The organism is Niabella digestorum, assembly GCF_036409055.1.
Lineage (GTDB): Bacteria > Bacteroidota > Bacteroidia > Chitinophagales > Chitinophagaceae > Niabella > Niabella composti.
In genome coordinates, this window is record NZ_JAZGLY010000001.1 from 1 (window position 1) to 16759 (window position 16759).

Annotated in this window: 17 protein-coding genes; 8 read left to right on the plus strand and 9 right to left on the minus strand. The window is 41.8% G+C overall.

From position 1 onward, the window contains the following. Positions 1 to 189: 189 nt before the first annotated feature. Positions 190 to 615, minus strand: coding sequence for a hypothetical protein (locus tag V2H41_RS00005; protein WP_330973052.1), 426 nt, complete (start codon positions 613 to 615; stop codon positions 190 to 192). 391 nt (positions 616 to 1006) lie between these two features. Continuing rightward, positions 1007 to 2368: a tRNA uridine-5-carboxymethylaminomethyl(34) synthesis GTPase MnmE gene (gene mnmE, locus V2H41_RS00010; RefSeq protein WP_330973053.1), complete on the minus strand. Its 1362-nt coding sequence runs from the start codon at positions 2366 to 2368 to the stop codon at positions 1007 to 1009. Positions 2369 to 2481: 113 nt separating this feature from the next. On the opposite strand from mnmE, the gene V2H41_RS00015 reads away from it, so the two are divergent. The 3 genes from V2H41_RS00015 to truB all read left to right on the plus strand — a co-directional run bounded on the left by V2H41_RS00015 (position 2482) and on the right by truB (position 4502). After that, positions 2482 to 3009 (plus strand): TlpA family protein disulfide reductase, encoded by a 528-nt coding sequence (locus V2H41_RS00015; protein ID WP_330973054.1) that lies wholly within the window; start codon positions 2482 to 2484, stop codon positions 3007 to 3009. An 81-nt stretch (positions 3010 to 3090) separates the two neighbouring features. Further along, on the plus strand, positions 3091 to 3753 hold the full coding sequence (locus V2H41_RS00020; protein WP_330973055.1) for a DsbA family protein: 663 nt from the start codon (positions 3091 to 3093) through the stop codon (positions 3751 to 3753). A 47-nt stretch (positions 3754 to 3800) separates the two neighbouring features. Continuing rightward, positions 3801 to 4502 (plus strand): tRNA pseudouridine(55) synthase TruB, encoded by a 702-nt coding sequence (gene truB / locus V2H41_RS00025; protein WP_330973056.1) that lies wholly within the window; start codon positions 3801 to 3803, stop codon positions 4500 to 4502. Positions 4503 to 4519: 17 nt separating this feature from the next. Here the strand turns inward: truB and V2H41_RS00030 are convergent, their stop codons facing one another. From V2H41_RS00030 to lpxA, 3 genes are all read right to left on the minus strand, one after another. Beyond that, a complete protein-coding gene (locus tag V2H41_RS00030) occupies positions 4520 to 6382 on the minus strand; it encodes a 2-oxoacid:acceptor oxidoreductase subunit alpha (protein WP_330973057.1) in 1863 nt (620 codons plus the stop codon). 97 nt (positions 6383 to 6479) lie between these two features. Beyond that, on the minus strand, positions 6480 to 7100 hold the full coding sequence (locus V2H41_RS00035) for an ABC transporter ATP-binding protein (RefSeq protein WP_330973058.1): 621 nt from the start codon (positions 7098 to 7100) through the stop codon (positions 6480 to 6482). After that, positions 7081 to 7890 (minus strand): acyl-ACP--UDP-N-acetylglucosamine O-acyltransferase, encoded by an 810-nt coding sequence (lpxA, locus tag V2H41_RS00040; protein WP_330973059.1) that lies wholly within the window; start codon positions 7888 to 7890, stop codon positions 7081 to 7083. Before lpxA ends, V2H41_RS00035 begins: the two co-directional genes overlap by 20 nt. A 237-nt stretch (positions 7891 to 8127) precedes the next feature. Here lpxA and V2H41_RS00045 point away from each other — a divergent pair, with 237 nt between their 5' ends. Continuing rightward, entirely contained in the window at positions 8128 to 9036 is a 909-nt protein-coding gene (locus V2H41_RS00045; protein ID WP_330973060.1) for a helix-turn-helix domain-containing protein, read from the plus strand. Positions 9037 to 9159: 123 nt separating this feature from the next. Here the strand turns inward: V2H41_RS00045 and recA are convergent, their stop codons facing one another. From recA to V2H41_RS00060, 3 genes are all read right to left on the minus strand, one after another. Beyond that, positions 9160 to 10203, minus strand: a complete 1044-nt coding sequence (gene recA, locus V2H41_RS00050; RefSeq protein ID WP_330973061.1) for a recombinase RecA — start codon at positions 10201 to 10203, stop codon at positions 9160 to 9162. A 141-nt stretch (positions 10204 to 10344) separates the two neighbouring features. Further along, complete coding sequence (locus V2H41_RS00055; RefSeq protein WP_330973062.1) at positions 10345 to 11034, minus strand: hypothetical protein; 690 nt, start codon at positions 11032 to 11034, stop codon at positions 10345 to 10347. 128 nt (positions 11035 to 11162) lie between these two features. Further along, positions 11163 to 11498, minus strand: a complete 336-nt coding sequence (locus tag V2H41_RS00060) for a single-stranded DNA-binding protein (RefSeq protein ID WP_330973063.1) — start codon at positions 11496 to 11498, stop codon at positions 11163 to 11165. 249 nt (positions 11499 to 11747) lie between these two features. Between V2H41_RS00060 and V2H41_RS00065 the strand changes: the two genes are divergently transcribed. Together V2H41_RS00065 and V2H41_RS00070 are read left to right on the plus strand one after the other, a co-directional pair. After that, the gene (locus tag V2H41_RS00065) at positions 11748 to 12071 is read left to right on the plus strand and encodes a hypothetical protein (RefSeq protein WP_330973064.1); all 324 of its coding nucleotides are present in this window, start codon (positions 11748 to 11750) and stop codon (positions 12069 to 12071) included. 352 nt (positions 12072 to 12423) lie between these two features. After that, the gene (locus V2H41_RS00070) at positions 12424 to 13062 is read left to right on the plus strand and encodes a class I SAM-dependent DNA methyltransferase (protein WP_330973065.1); all 639 of its coding nucleotides are present in this window, start codon (positions 12424 to 12426) and stop codon (positions 13060 to 13062) included. Between the two features lie 47 nt (positions 13063 to 13109). Here the strand turns inward: V2H41_RS00070 and V2H41_RS00075 are convergent, their stop codons facing one another. After that, the gene (locus V2H41_RS00075; RefSeq protein ID WP_330973066.1) at positions 13110 to 15533 is read right to left on the minus strand and encodes an alpha/beta hydrolase family protein; all 2424 of its coding nucleotides are present in this window, start codon (positions 15531 to 15533) and stop codon (positions 13110 to 13112) included. 91 nt (positions 15534 to 15624) lie between these two features. Between V2H41_RS00075 and V2H41_RS00080 the strand changes: the two genes are divergently transcribed. Next, positions 15625 to 15975: a DUF3127 domain-containing protein gene (locus tag V2H41_RS00080; RefSeq protein WP_330973067.1), complete on the plus strand. Its 351-nt coding sequence runs from the start codon at positions 15625 to 15627 to the stop codon at positions 15973 to 15975. A gap of 55 nt (positions 15976 to 16030) precedes the next feature. Then, positions 16031 to 16720 (plus strand): hypothetical protein, encoded by a 690-nt coding sequence (locus tag V2H41_RS00085; RefSeq protein WP_330973068.1) that lies wholly within the window; start codon positions 16031 to 16033, stop codon positions 16718 to 16720. The last annotated feature ends 39 nt before the right edge of the window (positions 16721 to 16759 follow it).

The window sequence follows — 16759 nt, forward strand, 5'->3', positions numbered from 1 at the left end:
AGTATGATTAAAGAAAAAATGCTCAGAAAAGTGCATGCTGTAACAAAAAATGGCTTTCTGATTAAAGTCGCTTTATTTGTTATCGCATATACTTTTGAGAAATTAACATAACTGGCAACTTAAATTATAATAGTTTGATGGTAAATAACAAATCGTGATTTGTGCATTAGGGCTTACTGAAGAGATTATTTATTCTATTTTACATTCTGAATAGGATATAGTAAAGTTATAGTTTTTAGTATTCAGCTTTTTGATGTTGGGATTTGTATTATGAGCAGGCTTAAACGCCGCCCCTGTACCAAAATCAAGTCCTATTCCGAGAATACCCCAGCATAAAAAGCTTAAAATAAAGTTTCCGGCTCTGAATGTTTTGTCAAAAGTTTGAGTTCTTTTCTCACATCCTTCTTGTCTTACTTCTACTATTAATTGTCTGTTTCTTGGGAATATACCTTTGGCTGATCCAACTCCTAATTTATTTCCATCTACATAAATTTCTGCGTTTGGGTTATCTTCTACTTGGATGTATCCAATATATCTACTTCCTCCAAACATTACCCCACAACTTTGCAACAAGATTGTTGAAAAGACGAGTATCCCACATAATATTTTTCTCATGGTATAGTGAATTTTTAATATTTGAAATAATATATATAAACTATACTTGTGCAATATAAATAATAGATTGATTATATAAAAAAAATATAGAGTGTTATATTGATTGTGATTTTGAAGTATATATCCACATTGCTAAAAAATTTTGTAAGCATTGTAAGAAACTTCTGCTGTGCTTAGTAGAGTATTGAAGGCTGATTAAATATAAATGGTTTGTGTTCGAATAGAAATTATTTTATTACTCACAACAGTTCATAGTGTAGGTTAGGTGGAAAAATTGAAATTTACAATTGGGGAGTTTTATTATTTGAATTTTAGATAAAGTAATACATTACGAATCAAAAAGTGGAATAATCCATATTAAATACTATTTATTATTTAATCCTTTTGATCTTTATTTCCCAATACAAAACTTCCCGAATATTGTTCCCAATATATCGCGGTCTACTTCTACCTGTCCGGTAATTTCACCTAGATAATGCAAAGCTCGGCGGATATCAATCGTCAGCAGATCGCCGCTGAGATTGGCGGCCATTCCCGCTTCTATGGCCTCGAGGCTTTCCATCATTTTGTTGAGCGCGTCAAAGTGGCGCGCATTCGTAACGATGGTATCTTCGGTATCAATAGCAGTGCCTACCGCTTGCGTATACATGCGTTCTTTTAGCGCGTCAATGCCGAGATTTTGTTTGGCTGCGATACCCATAGCACCTTCTGGAAGGCGCAGATGCGGTACTCGGTCTATTTTATTCCATACTTCTATGGTTTTTGTAGCAAAAGGAGCCAGCCAATCCATCTCCGCCTGCTCCGGAGTGGTAGCGTCTACAACATGTAGAATGATGTGTGCTTTTTCGGCGTTTTGCTTACTACGCGCAATACCAATGCTTTCGATCTGATCGCTGGTATGTTCGCGAATACCGGCTGTGTCAATCAGACGGAATAGCACGCCTTTTATGTTCAACGTTTCTTCAATGGTATCACGTGTAGTACCGGCAATATCTGATACAATTGCACGTTCTTCATTGAGCAGAGCGTTCAATAGGGTACTTTTGCCGGCGTTAGGTTTACCAATGATAGCTACACTTATTCCGTTTTTAATCACATTACCCAGTTGGAACGATTCTAGCAGGCGTCTGGTCTGCGTTTTCAATTGGGCTATCAACTCTTGAAACTGTTTTCTGTCGGCAAATTCCACATCTTCATCTGAAAAATCCAGTTCCAATTCTATCAATGCGGCAAAATTGATAAGCTGGTCGCGCAATTGTTTAAGATCGCCCGAAAAGCCACCCCGTAACTGATTCAATGCAGCTTTTTGAGCCGCTTTACTATTTGCCGCAATTAAGTCTGCCACGGCTTCCGCTTGGGCCAAGTCCAGTTTGCCGTTCAAAAAGGCTCTCTGGGTAAACTCTCCCGGAAGTGCCATGCGTGCTCCTGCTTTTGTACAGGCTTCCAAAATGATTTGTAGAATGTATGGCGAACCATGCCCACTGATTTCAATTACATCCTCGCCGGTATAACTTTTGGGGCCGCGAAATAGCGATATCACTACCTCATCGATTACCTCTCCGGTATCAGGTGCCACAATGCGTCCGAAATGTAGCGTATGCGAGGGCTGTGCGGCCAGCTTTTTGCCTTTGAAAATTTTATCGGCAATGGCAATGGCATCTTTCCCACTCAGGCGAATGACGCCTATGGCACCCACACCGGGTGGAGTAGCAATGGCTACAATAGTCTCTTCTATACCGGCTAATACATTCATGCTTCAAAAATAACGGTTACCTGTTATATTGACCTTTTATTGGGATGGGATAAGTAGTGTATGCACCTATTTTTCGATTATTTTCGCATTAGATTTTATAAGCGATAAAACCTATGAATGTAAAGAAGTTTTTTATATGGGCTTTAGGCCTGATATGTACCCTCAGTTGCCTCGCTCAGGCAGATGAAGATGCTGCGGCTACACTTACCAAAGTAGGAGATAAGGTACCCGAATTCAGTTTTGAAATTGAAGAAGGAAAAACCGTCAGCATATCCGATTATAAAGGCAAGCTGGTATTGATAAATCTATTCGCTACTTGGTGTCCACCGTGCCGACATGAATTGCCGGAATTGCAGGCCAAAATTTGGGATAAGCATGGTAAAAACGATAAGTTTGCTGTGCTTGTTTTCGGCCGAGAAGAAGACTGGGATGTAGTGGCTCCTTTCAAGGCAGAGCAGAAATTTACTTTTCCAATTCTCCCGGATCCTCATCGAGGAGTGTTCAGTAAGTTTGCTACACAGTCCATTCCACGTAATATTCTGGTTGATGAAAATGGCACCATCATCTATCAGTCCATAGGATATTCCCCCAAGGAGTTTAAAAAACTGGTAGAACTGATTAATAAGAAATTGGAGCGCTGATTGGTATCCATTTATATGCTTTATTGTAATAAGCAATTGTGCTGAATGCTGTATTAAGCACATAAAGGCTATTTTTGCCCAATGACATTCTATTACTGTTACGATGCGCATTGCGGCTGGTGCTTTGGATTCAGTAAAACTATCAGCACTTTTGCGCAGCAGCATAAAGACCGTTTTCACTTTGAAGTATTGAGCGGTGGCATGATTCCTAAAGAATCTGCCCGTCCTATTAAAGTAATGGCCTCTTTTATCAATGATGCGTATAAAAGGGTCGAGGAATTGACGGGAGCAAAATTTGGTGCAGATTATCTATGGCATATTCAACACCCTGATGATAGCGATTGGTTTCCCGAATCTTTAACACCTGCTATTGCACTTTGTATTTTTAAGGAATATCTTCCACAACGGCAGGTGGAAGTAGCCGCAGATTTTCAGAAGGCATTATTCGAAGAAGGCCGTGATTTAAGCGATGGAGAGGCTTATCGACATTTACTGATAAAGTATCAAATTCCGGATACTGATTTTTACGAGAAACTGACCGACCCGGCTTATGAAGAAAAAGCCCGGTATGAGTTTGCATTATGCCGTCAACTACAGGTAACCGGTTTCCCAAAGTTGTTATTGCAAACTGCCGATACTAAGTTCTATCTGGTGGCAGAGGGTTACACTCCTTTGGATACGCTTAATGCACGCCTAGCGAGTATTATGAATGAGCTGGCTCGCGAACAGCAAAATCAGAACTAAACCTTATTTTAACCGATTTGTGATTTTCGAATATGAATGTAGCCGATTTGAATACGATCAATTTTGAGGAAGGCGCTGTATTGCTGATTGATAAACCGCTAGACTGGACATCCTTTGATGTAATCAGAAAAATCCGCAATCTGATCAAGATAAAAAAAGTGGGTCATGCCGGAACATTGGATCCGCTTGCTACCGGATTGTTGATCGTTTGCACCGGAAAATATACTAAGAAGATTAATGAATACATGGCTCAGGAAAAGGAGTACACTGGTACATTTACTTTGGGAGCCACTACGCCTACTTATGATTTAGAAAGTCAGCCCGAAAATTTCAAGCCTTACGACTATTTAAGCGAAGCTGATATTCAAAATGCAGTGCAGGCTTTCTTAGGAGAGATCGATCAGGTGCCCCCCATTCATTCGGCAATTAAAAAAGATGGCAAACGTGTGTACGAGCTGGCCCGCAAAGGAATGGATGTAAAACTGGAACCCCGTAAGATTATCATTAAAGAGTTTGAAGTAGATGCTTCACAATTGCCTGAGGTGGGTTTTAGAGTAGTATGTTCTACCGGAACCTATATCCGTAGTTTGGCCCATGATTTCGGGTTGGCATTGGGCTGTGGTGCTTATCTTAGTAGTTTACGTCGTACACGCATCGGTACATTCAGGGTAGAGAATGCCGTTTCTATCGACACTTTTGAGGAAATCATCAAAGAAAGGAAAAACCGGAACCTTCAACAAAACACATAAAAAAAGTGGTATAAGATTTATACCACTTGCTCTTCCACGAAGTAAGTATTTAAGACTTCTACGAGTTCGTGTTTCGTGATGGGGATACCCATGATTTTGTTGTATCCCTTTGCGTCTACCAAAAACTGATCGCGAATGATTTTGATCAGTTGTCCGTTGTTGATTTCTGGGATGAGTACATGCTCAAAATTGCGAATAATATCGCCCAGATTTTTGGGGAATGGGCGAAGATGTCGTAGATGCACATGACTTACACTCTTACCCTGCGCTTGCAATTCTTCCACGGCCGATTTAATCACACCATAGGTAGAGCCCCAACCAATCACCAGCAGTTTACCTTTTTCAGGACCGCTGTCAATTTTTTGTTCGGGAATGAAGTTGGCAATTTTATCAACTTTTTCTTGGCGGATTTTCACCATGAGCTGGTGATTTTCCGGATCGTAGCTGATATTACCTGTAATATTTTGTTTTTCCAAACCTCCGATGCGGTGTTCCAACCCCGGTGTGCCCGGAACAGCCCAAGGGCGCACCAAGTTTTCATCTCTCAGATAAGGTTGAAACTTCTCTTCTCCATCCCACAATTCTTTTTTGAATTTTACGTGAATCGGCGGTAGGGTTTCTTCGGTGGGGAAACGCCACGGTTCGGCTCCATTAGCGATATAGCCATCGCTGAGGAAGATTACCGGCGTCATATGTTGAATACTGATTCTTACCGCTTCGTATACGGCATCAAAACAATCGGCAGGTGAGCTGGCGGCAATTACAGGCATGGGGCATTCCCCATTTCTGCCATAATAGGCCTGTAACAGGTCCGATTGTTCTGTTTTAGTAGGCAGACCGGTTGAGGGACCGCCTCGTTGTACATTGATGACCACCAGTGGCAACTCCAGCATTACCGCTAATCCCATAGCTTCGGTTTTCAAAGCCATGCCGGGACCTGAGGTAGTGGTTACTCCTAGCGATCCGCCGTAGGAAGCACCAATGGCGGCCGTAATAGCCGCTATTTCATCTTCGGCCTGAAAGGTGCGTACCCCAAAGTTCTTATGACGGCTCAATTCATGTAGAATATCACTGGCCGGGGTAATTGGATATGTACCCAAAAACATGGGAAGACCGCTTTTCACCGAGGCAGAAATCAGTCCCAATGCCAGCGCCTGGTTGCCCATGATGGAACGATAGGTTCCGGGTTCGATGCGCGCTTTTTCTACTCTATAGGTAGTGGTAAAGGTTTCTGTAGTATCACCATAGTGATAACCCGCTTTGAGGGCTGCTATATTGCTTTCAAGAATATCTTTTTTATTGGCAAATTTTTCCTTCAGGAAATTAATCGTGCTATCCATGTTGCGGTTGTACATCCAGTATAGAAATCCAAGGATGAACATGTTTTTCGCACGATCTTTTTCTTTTGTTCCCAGTTGATAATCCTTAAGAGCCTCTCGGGTAAGCTTGGTGACGTCAATTTTGATGACTTCGTAGCCATCAAGACTATTGTCTTCGAGCGGGTTGGCACCATCAGGATAATTTGCCAGACGAAGATTTTTGCTGTCAAAGCCATCGGTATTAGCGATAATTTTGCCGCCTTTTTTTAGGCTTTTGAGGTTAGCTTTCAGGGCAGCAGCATTCATAGCAACCAGTACATCGCACTCGTCGCCCGGTGTATGTATATGGTGGGATGAAAATCTTAACTGGAATCCGCTTACACCCGGAATGGTACCTTGGGGTGCCCGTATTTCGGCCGGATAATCAGGAAAAGTCGAGAGGTCGGCTCCTAAAAGAGCGGTATTATTGGTAAACTGAGTACCCGTTAGTTGCATACCATCCCCACTGTCCCCTGCAAATTTTATTACTACATCCTTTAGAACTTCCTGTTTTCTATTCATGTACTCTGAAAAATTGGGTCACAAAGGTACGGAAGTTATAACGGAGCTAATAGATATTTTACCGAGTTATGACAAGAATCATGTTTTCGGAAAAATCCTAATGTTTATACTGAGTGATATCAATGATTTGACTGCAGAAGCTATATTCGGTTTTATCATTACTACTGATCAAAATCAGCCGATTTTTGCAATACTGGTCGATTAGACTATGATAGAGATCAATGCCTGCTTTGTCAAGATTGGTGCAGGGCTCGTCCAGCAACACTGCCGGCGTGTCGGAAAAAATAGATTGAGCCAGTTTGGCTCGCTGCTTCATACCGCTGCTGTATTCGCTAATTTTTTTGTGTTTAACATGGGCAAGTTCTACGCGTGCGGCAATTTCGTCGGCGCTCACACCTTTAAGAAAAGGTTTAAAAGATTGATGAAACTGCAGCAGTTCCATCAATGTAAATTCTTCTACCAGTTCCAGATAAGGAGCGCAATAAGCGATATGGGTATATACTTTTTCGAGGGCAAGGGGTTGTTCGTTAATGAAAAAGGTGCATTGTCCTTCGTTAATGCTTGCTGCACCACTTAGGATCTGTAACAAAGTGCTTTTACCGCTTCCGTTAGGCCCTATTATGGCATAACTATTCCCGGGAAGGAAGGTGTAGGAGAAATTCCGGAAAATCCAATCCCTATTATAGCGTTTGCCAACATTATTCAATTGTATCTTCATCGGCCGAGGCCCCTTTGGTGTACCTTTTTATGATACCGCGTGTACTTTCTTGAATAAAAGTAAGAATCTCATCGCGCTCATCGGTTACCGGAAACTCTTCTTCCAACAACTGAACAGCCTGACTTACGTTGAGGCCTCTGTTATAAATGATGCGATAAATATCTAAGATGTGATTGATTTTTTCAACGGAGTAACCTCTTCTTTTCAAACCTATAGAGTTGACTCCGGCATAGCTTAATGGCTGACGCGCAGCTTTAATGTAGGGAGGCACATCTTTGCTTACTAGCGAACCACCACTGATGAAAGAATGTGAACCTACTTTTACAAACTGATGTACAGCACATACACCCCCAAAGCCCACATAATCGCCCAACACTACGTGACCGGCAATCTGGGTACTATTACTCAATGTACAATAGTTTCCGATAATACAATCGTGACCGATATGGCTGTAAGCGAGTATCCAGCAACCTTTGCCTACAACGGTTTTCCATCGGTCGCTAGTACCTCGGTGGATGGTAACAAACTCACGAATTACGCAATCATCACCTATTTCAACGGTCGTTTTTTCCCCGGCATATTTTTTATCTTGCGGTTCTGACCCGATAACACAACCAGGGAAAATTTTACAGTTCTTACCGATTTTGGTTCCTTCGAGTATGGTTACGTTAGAGCCAATCCAAGTACCTTCTCCGATTTCTACATCCTGATGAATCACCGTAAAGGGGTCAATCTTAACGTTAGTGGCCACTTTTGCATCAGGATGTATGTATGAGTTAAAATGTATCATTGAGATGTCGTAATATTATTTGGCGGTGTGCAAATTTAATTATTTGAATGATTTAGTTTGAAAATAATCAAAGAGGTCAAACTTACAGGATTTTTTTCATTCGCATATTAATGAATGTGATAAGCGTTTACCGCTGATACATAAGCGGTTATTTTAATAGTACAACATACGCCAAGCATATTAGTTGATAAAAACGGCAGACTATGCTATTTTTGCACAGGCTAATTGAGCAGAACAATGCAAGAATTCAGAGATAAATGGCTGCAGGCAATAAATAATCTGCCCGAAATCGTAAGCAAAGAGCGAAAGATTCCTGGGGCGATTAATTATTCCATCCGGCGCTTTTATCGCAATGAAAATGATGTGGTGGAGGATGTGGGCATTGTTCAATACGAGTATAAAGGCGAAAGTTGCGAGGAGAATAACATCAAACTGCGTTTCTGCGTGGCGGGGAATATGTATTGTGCTGCAGAAAATTGTCAGAAATGTACTGCAGGCAACATTAAAAGTTGCGAAAACAGTGTTCCCAGTTTTGATGTGGTAGCCGTAGATTATACGGCGGCACAGCTGACAGCTTTTATCAATGCCAAATCGGCTAATTCCGATAGCGATGTGCTGCTACGGTTCAATAGAAAAGAGTCTTTTCAGAAATCCATACCGCTTTGTTGTAAGACACGTGGTGTTATCGAATCTCTGGTGAATCATAAATACACCGGCAGTCTGGAAAACATTTATGTAAATGCCCAGCTGCAGATGCTGTTATTGTATAGCATCGATTGGGTAACGGATAAAGAACCCGTCATTTCCTGTCGTTTTTTAAACAGTGAGGCCGACCGCGAAAAAATAACTATGGCGCGTGATCTGCTCATCCAGAACATCGGCCAACCGCTGACGATAAAGGAGCTGAGCCGTAAAGTGGCTATGAATGAGTGCTACCTTAAAAAAGGATTTAAAGAGATGTACGGTACCACCATTTTCGAGTTTTACCAGACGCAGCGCATGGAGCACGCTAAATATCTGTTATACGAAAAAGGATTGAATGTTACCGAGGTGGCCATGATATTGGGATATTCTTCCATTTCCCATTTTAGTACGGCTTTTAAAAAACATACGGGACTAAAACCATGTGAACTATTACTTCGATAAATAGGAATATACCGAGACGGAATTACCGGTTTAAGCATTATGCTTAAACCGGTTTTTTGTGGAATAAAAAAGCCGCCTTTGCAAAGGCGGCTGCTATACTAACCCAATATTTTATAAATATCCCTAACTGTTTTGTAATTCTGCAATTCTTTCTCTGATTTTAGATTCCAACTCTCCGGCCAACTCAGGATTATCGGTCAAGAGTTGCTTTACTGCATCGCGACCCTGACCCAGCTTGTCGTTATTGTAGCTGTACCAAGAACCGCTTTTTTGGATAATACCCAAATCTACGCCGATATCGATAATTTCTCCGGTTTTGGAAATTCCTTCCCCAAAGATGATGTCGAACTCGGCAGAGCGGAAAGGAGGGGCTACTTTATTCTTCACCACTTTTACTTTTACGCGGTTACCGATAGTCTCATCACCGTCTTTGATTTGTGTTTGTCTGCGAATATCCAGTCTTACGGATGCATAGAACTTTAAGGCGTTACCACCGGTAGTGGTTTCGGGATTACCGAACATCACACCGATTTTTTCGCGCAATTGGTTGATAAAAATACAAACCGTATTGGTTTTAGAAATGGTGGCAGTAAGCTTACGCAGCGCTTGGCTCATCAGGCGGGCCTGTAATCCCATTTTACTGTCGCCCATTTCTCCTTCCAACTCACTCTTGGGTACCAATGCCGCTACGGAGTCAATTACCACCACATCCAGCGCCCCTGAAAGAATCAGCCTATCGGCAATTTCCAGTGCTTGCTCTCCGTAATCGGGCTGGCTGATGAGTAGATTGTCTACGTTCACACCCAACTTTCTAGCATATACACTGTCAAAGGCGTGCTCGGCGTCGATAATGGCACACATGCCGCCTTTTTTTTGTGCTTCTGCAATTACGTGGGTAGCAATGGTGGTTTTACCTGAAGATTCAGGTCCGTATATTTCAATTACCCTTCCACGGGGCATACCTCCGATGCCTAATGCTGCATCCAATCCTATCGAACCTGTAGAAATCACTTCATGTGATTCTACAGCTTTTTCGTTCATCAGCATTACACTACCCTTACCATAGTCCTTATCAATCTTTTCCATGGTAAGCTTCAGTGCCTTTAGCTTTTCGCTATTAATGCTCGCGCTCATCGAGTCTTCTGATATTTTTTCTGTTTTAGCCATGATCAAAAATACAACTTCGCTGTGTCTGTTTTAGTAATAATTATTAACAACAAAGCTAATAATTTTAGCATTAAAAAACTAATCTTTTTGGATTTTTTACAAGTTCCTATAGAAATACGATAAAGTTTTTAATTAAGTGCATCAAACGATAAAATCGGCCATTAACACTGCCAACGCTCCCACGGCTAGCCCAATGTAGTATTCCTTGGGTGTATGAGCGCCTAACAATAAGCGGGCAGTGCCTGTAATGCCTGCAGCTAATATGGCAATAGCTAGATAGCGGGTTAAATTAGGTGCATCGGGCAGCAGTGTGAGTAGGAGCAAGTAGGTGACTGCAGTACCTAGCGCAATACCATGCATGCTTATTTTGATATAAATATTAGCCAGTAATCCTATGGATGAAGCTAGAAAAATGCTCAATGCAAATACAATCAGGTATTCGGGAACGCCGTTCAGCCCACGCCAAACAAACCAAATCCAGAAATACCAGATATTGGAGATGATGAATGGAATAATACGATCCTTCCGCTCTTTGAGATGAATGGAAGGAATCAGCTTCAGGCCACGCAGCAGCAATATGCTGATTAGCGGAAAAAAGGTATAGTTTACAAATGCCCGCCCGAATGTAAGGGCTTTCTCTCTAGGTGTGGCACCCAGAAACAGGAAGGGCTCTACAAAGAGTAACAATGTGAGTACATACATGGGTATGAAGATGGGATGCATCAGGTACGACACCACCATTGCCACTGCTTTTAGCAGGGGATTTGGAGTTGGCTGCGGTGGAGCCTCTTGCAGTCCCTCGGGCGTAACAAAATAATTTGCTGTACTCATTTTTACAGGTCGGCAAAATAATGGAATTATTTGAATGATGTGGTATTACCGCACTGAAGTTTTGCCGCAGGGTAGTGGGGGAAACAGCTAGGCTGTTCTCTTCCCCCAATGCGGCTATCCATAAGATCTTATTTTCCCGACAGTAGTAGCAGTTCATGCACCTGTATTTCGGTGATGTAACGTTTTTCACCGTTTTTGCTTTCGTACTGACGGTTTACTAGTTTGCCTTCCACGGCCACTTCGCGCCCCTTTTCCAGATATTTTTCGGCAATATCAGCCAGTCGTCCCCAAGCTACCAGATGATGCCAGGTGGTTTCTGTAACACGCTCACCACTGAGGTTCTTGTAGGTTTCGTTGGTGGCAATACTAAAGCGCGCCATTTTTTTACCATTAATGGTTGTTTTGATTTCTGGGGCATTACCCAAATTACCGATTAGCTGTACTTTGTTCTTTAATGCGTACATAGTTGTAAGTTTTGTGCTCACCGTAGTAAGCGGGTGAAAGAATTTGTTTATTTCAGCCTGCTTTTGTGAAGCGGCAACACAAAGTTGCAACCAAGGGGAAGCTTTAGTCGGTTATTAATCAATTACTTGCGGATGTAAACGGATGTAAGCGTTTGTTGTCGGATATTTTGTAAATTAGAGCAACGATATCAACGCTCTATGAAAACGCCGGCATCGGAACAAAAATTATGTTTGTATTGCGGAAAACCTGTGAAGGGCCGATCGGACAAAAAGTTTTGTGATGACTCCTGCCGCAATAATTACAATAACGGACTCAAGGCGGCAGATGAAAACATGATTCGCAATATCAATAATGCCCTGCGCAAGAATCGTCGCATATTAGCTGATTTCTTGCACGATGGCATGGACAAAGTAAAATTGCCCCGGGAAAAACTACAAACTGCGGGTTTTCATTTTAAATATCATACGCATACCTATCAGACCCAAAAAGGGCATATTTACTTTTTTTGTTATGATTACGGCTATTTGCCGCTAGAAGGTGATTGGTATCTACTGGTGCGGGATAAAGGGTGAAGGTATATAGCCTTAGCGCCTAGTGATTACTTGTAAAAAGAAAGGGATTTTAAAAAAAATGTGAAGATGACAAATATTTTAAAAAAAATCTATTAAATTTGTAGGGATTAAAAGCCCCACTCTTGCCCTACTATCGTACCCTTTGGCTATGTATCGCTAGGGCCGTATCTGCCATACAAGGGGAGTATAAACCTGCATTAGGTATCCACAACATTTAAGAATTTTCTTCTTTTAAAAATCTAAACTATATTTCATTCCTATACCTTCATAATAGATATAAGATTATCAACTATCTATCTTCCCATTATCTTTGCCCATCTCCGGTATCTGGAACTTTTAAAATTCTAAGATTATGAACGTCGAGTCCGCATACAATCAATGGTCTGTTCAATACGATACCAATGAAAACAAAACCCGAGATCTGGAAGCTGTGGCTTTGAGGAAAACATTGGAACCTCTGAGCTTTTCAAACTGCTTGGAAATTGGTTGCGGTACAGGTAAGAATACGCAATGGCTGGTAACACGTGCCCAACAGATTGTTGCGGTGGATCTATCCGAAGCCATGCTATCCATTGCCAAAAGCAAAATACAGAACAACAAGGTAGCTTTTGTTCAGGCGGACATTTTGAAGGATTGGCACTTTACACAGGGTACGCAATTCGATCTGGCTACTTTTAGTCTAGTATTGGAACATATCGAACACCTAGAGCCGATATTTCAAAAACTGAGTCAAGTTGTGCGTCCCGGAGGACATGTGTACATCGGAGAATTACATCCGTTTAAACAATACAGCGGTTCCAAAGCCCGCTTTGAAACGGAAGAGGGATTGCAAATCGTTACTTGCTTTACACACCACATCTCAGATTTTACCAACGCCGCAGAACAACATGGATTTCAGGTGGTGCTGATAGATGAGTTTTTTGATAATGACGACCGATCCAATATTCCGCGCATACTTACTTTGTTATTGCAGAAAAAGTATAATTCATAAAACAAAAACCGCCGGAACTCTATAACCGGCGGTTTTTGTTATGTTATTTACTTCCCTTTTAAATGCTTATCCAAAAATTGCTCCTGTTCCCATAGCAGGTGCAGGATGTTTTCTTTGGCTGCATAGCCGTGACTCTCCTTGGGCAGAATCACCATGCGTGCCTGTCCGCCCAACCCTTTAAGTGCTTGGAAATATCTCTCTGTCTGCAAAGTGAAAGTACCCGGATTATTATCTGCTTCACCATGAATCAGCAGAATCGGTTTTTTCATTTTATCGGCATGCATGAAAGGCGACATGGTGTTATAAACTTCAGGGGCATCCCAGTAATTGCGTTGCTCGTTTTGGAAGCCAAAGGGTGTCAGGGTTCTGTTATAAGCGCCGCTGCGTGCAATGCCGCAGGCAAAATCGTCTGAGTGGGTAAGCAAATTAGCTGTCATAAATGCTCCGTAAGAATGTCCCCCTACAGCTACTTTTGTGCGGTCGATATAACCCAATTTGTCCACCGCATCAATTGCAGCGCGGCCATTGGCTACCAGTTGTTCGATAAAACTATCATTAGGTTCCTTTCCGTTTTCGCCAATAATGGGGAAAGAAGCATCGTCCAGCACTACATAACCTTTGGTCACCCAATACACAAAAGAGCCATAGTATGGGAAGGTAAACTCGTTTGGGTTTTTATCGTTCTGGCTGGCGGTGTTTTTATCCTTATACTCCTGCGGATAAGCCCAGATGAGCAATGGTAGTTTTTCTTTTTTATTCTTGTCATACCCAAGCGGCAGATAAAGGGTGCCAGAAAGGTCCACTCCGTCTGCTCTTTTATAATGTATCACTTCCTTGTGTACATTGGCCAAAATCTCAAAAGGATTTTTGTTGAAGGTAAGCTGTATGGGAGCCATTCTTTTTTTATAATTTCTTAGGAAGTAATTGGGGTATTCGTTTTTGGATTGAATGAGCACCAACGCTACACCATTTTTAAAATCTTCGATAGAGTGGATGGTTTCTTTTTTATCGGTATAAGCACTCTGATACAGTCTTTTTGTTTTCAGTGTTCTCAGATTCAGTTCGTCGATGAAAGGGAATTGTCCGTTTTTGCTGTAACCGGCACCAATCAGGAAGGCGTTGCCGTTTTCAATGGCCAGTACGTTACGACCGTATTGATTTTTTCGGGTCTCAAAACTTCCCGGATCGTTATAGATGTCCTGTACGTTTCTGTCGAAGAGGATTTTGGGTTCGGCACTTGGCCGCGAAGGATCGATGAGATAAGTCTTTCGGTTGCGTGTATCGTACCAACCGTCGTATAAAATGGCATGTTGGTCATCACCCCAAATAATGCCCGAGTAGCGTTGCGGAGTTTTGGCCAGAGATACAGGATCTTTATCAAACGGAGCATCCCACACGAAAAGCTCATCGCGGTAAGCCACTCTGGTAAGCGGATTACCTTGGTCTAATGCTTCTACATAATACAGAGTAGCAGGTTTATCGGCTCTCCAGCCCATGGAGCGTTTACCGGTGCGTACGGCATCAAATCCTTTCGGGATTATTTCTACCAGTGGTATTTCGTTTACAGTTTTGATTTCATTGCCTTGTCTATCGTACACAATGCTTACTTGCGGGAAACGGCTCATGGGGACGATGTAAGAAAAGGGTTTTCGAATCATGGTAAGCATGATATAATTGCCGTCTGGTGAGATGGATTGTCCCGCATACATATCGGCCGGTTTGTAAAGTTGCTGGGAGCCGTCTAGATATACGTTGTATAGCTCTGATGTTACTAGTATTTCGAAGTTAGTTTCATCTATTTTGTTCTTCAGAAGATCTTGATAAGTTCTGTTTTGCGATACCTTGCCATCGGCAACCGATACGATGGGTCCCTTGGGTAATTCTTTTTTAGGATCGATAAGTGGTGGCCGATTAGCCGGAATTACACGCACTAATAATCCTTTGCTATCTCTATGCCAGCTATATGGTGAGCCTAGATTGGCATTGAGGTTGGCCTCGGTTAACTTTTTAGCCTGTGCTGTGGCTACATCAATTACCCAAAGCTCTACCCCGGTAAGTGTAGTGTTGGTAAATGCAATTTTAGAATCATCGGGACTCCAGGAAATATTGGCTATACGCGGGTTTTCGGGAAGACCTGCTACCTGTGTAGGTTCGGCCTTTACATCCATCACTTTTCTGATCTTTAAATTATTGTAGTAAGTAATGGTTGAAGAAATATTGGTTACAGGGTTAATGCGTAACCCTCCTAGGCGCATCTCTTCGTTATTCAAATCGGCCAGCGATTTATAGGCACTTCGGTAGGATAATAGCATGTAGTTTTTTTTAGTATCCATAGATACAGCGGGTGCCGGTTCGTAATTAGCCAGGGATAAAATGGGTTCGGATGGCTGCTGATAAGTGATATCTTCCTGTGCGTAAAGAGAAATACTCAAAATGAGCAGACTCAATAGTGTGCAGTAGTATAAGCGCATAGTATATGTTTTATACAAATTTAACAAGGTTGTTAGGGAAAACGAAGTGGCTTGATGTTTCGGCCTTATCTTTGTGGTTAATACAATCTTTATGGAATTAACAGGAAAATTAATACAGGTACTTCCCTTGCAATCTGGAGTAGCCAAAACAGGGAATGAGTGGCGTAAACAGGATATTATTGTTGAAACCGAAGGTCAGTATCCGAAAAAGGTATGTATCTCCATATGGGGCGACCGGATTAATGATAAGATACTACAGGTGGGCAATATGCTTAAGATTTATTTCGATATCGAAAGCCGTGAGTTTAACGGACGCTGGTATACCGATGTAAAAGCTTGGAAAGTGGAGCCGTTGAGTAGCAGCGGAGATGATGGCGGTTATATTGATGAGATGCCTTCGGATATGCAATACGATGATATCAAGGATGATCTTCCGTTCTAAAGATTTTAAACCTTTCTTATAAAAAGATAAGCAAACCGCATTTTAATTTTACTCAATGAAAAAACTATTAACGGCTTTTATTCTCTGTAGCGTCATCATTGTAGGGTGTAAAAATGGCTGCGGTAAAAAACAAAGCACCCAGCCAGGGGACGATGACTCCACATCACTGAATTGGGGTGAGCTACCGGACTCATTACGCTTAAAAGAACAGGCCGAAGCAGAAAGACTGCAAAAACTGAGTAAGGACTCGGTGCTGACCAGTCTTACTAAAACCGTGCTTACGATTTTTAAAAACGCCGAGTATACCAAGTTGGATTCACTCATACATCCGGATGAAGGCATTCGTTTTTCACCTTATGCTACCATATCGGATGATGATAAGCAGTTTTCTAAAGAAGCTTTTCATAAACTGGTAACAACAGATAAGAATAAAAAAATCAACTGGGGAACTTACGATGGTAGCGGCGATCCTATCTACCTTACACCAGTGGAATATTTTAGCAAGTTTGTGTACGATGGAAATTTCGTAAATCCGGAGAAATACGATATCAATAATTTCGTAAAAACCGGAAATGCTTTAAATAACCTGAAGAGTATGTATCGCGACTGTGATTTCACCGAAAGCTATATTTCCGGATCTAAAAAATACGGTGGTATGGACTGGAAATCTGTAAGGTTAGTGTTTAAGCAAAAAGACGGAAAATATTATCTGGTAGGTATCGTGCACGATCAGTGGACGATATAGCACCAAGAATATAGTATTGCTAATGAAGTGTGCGAAGAT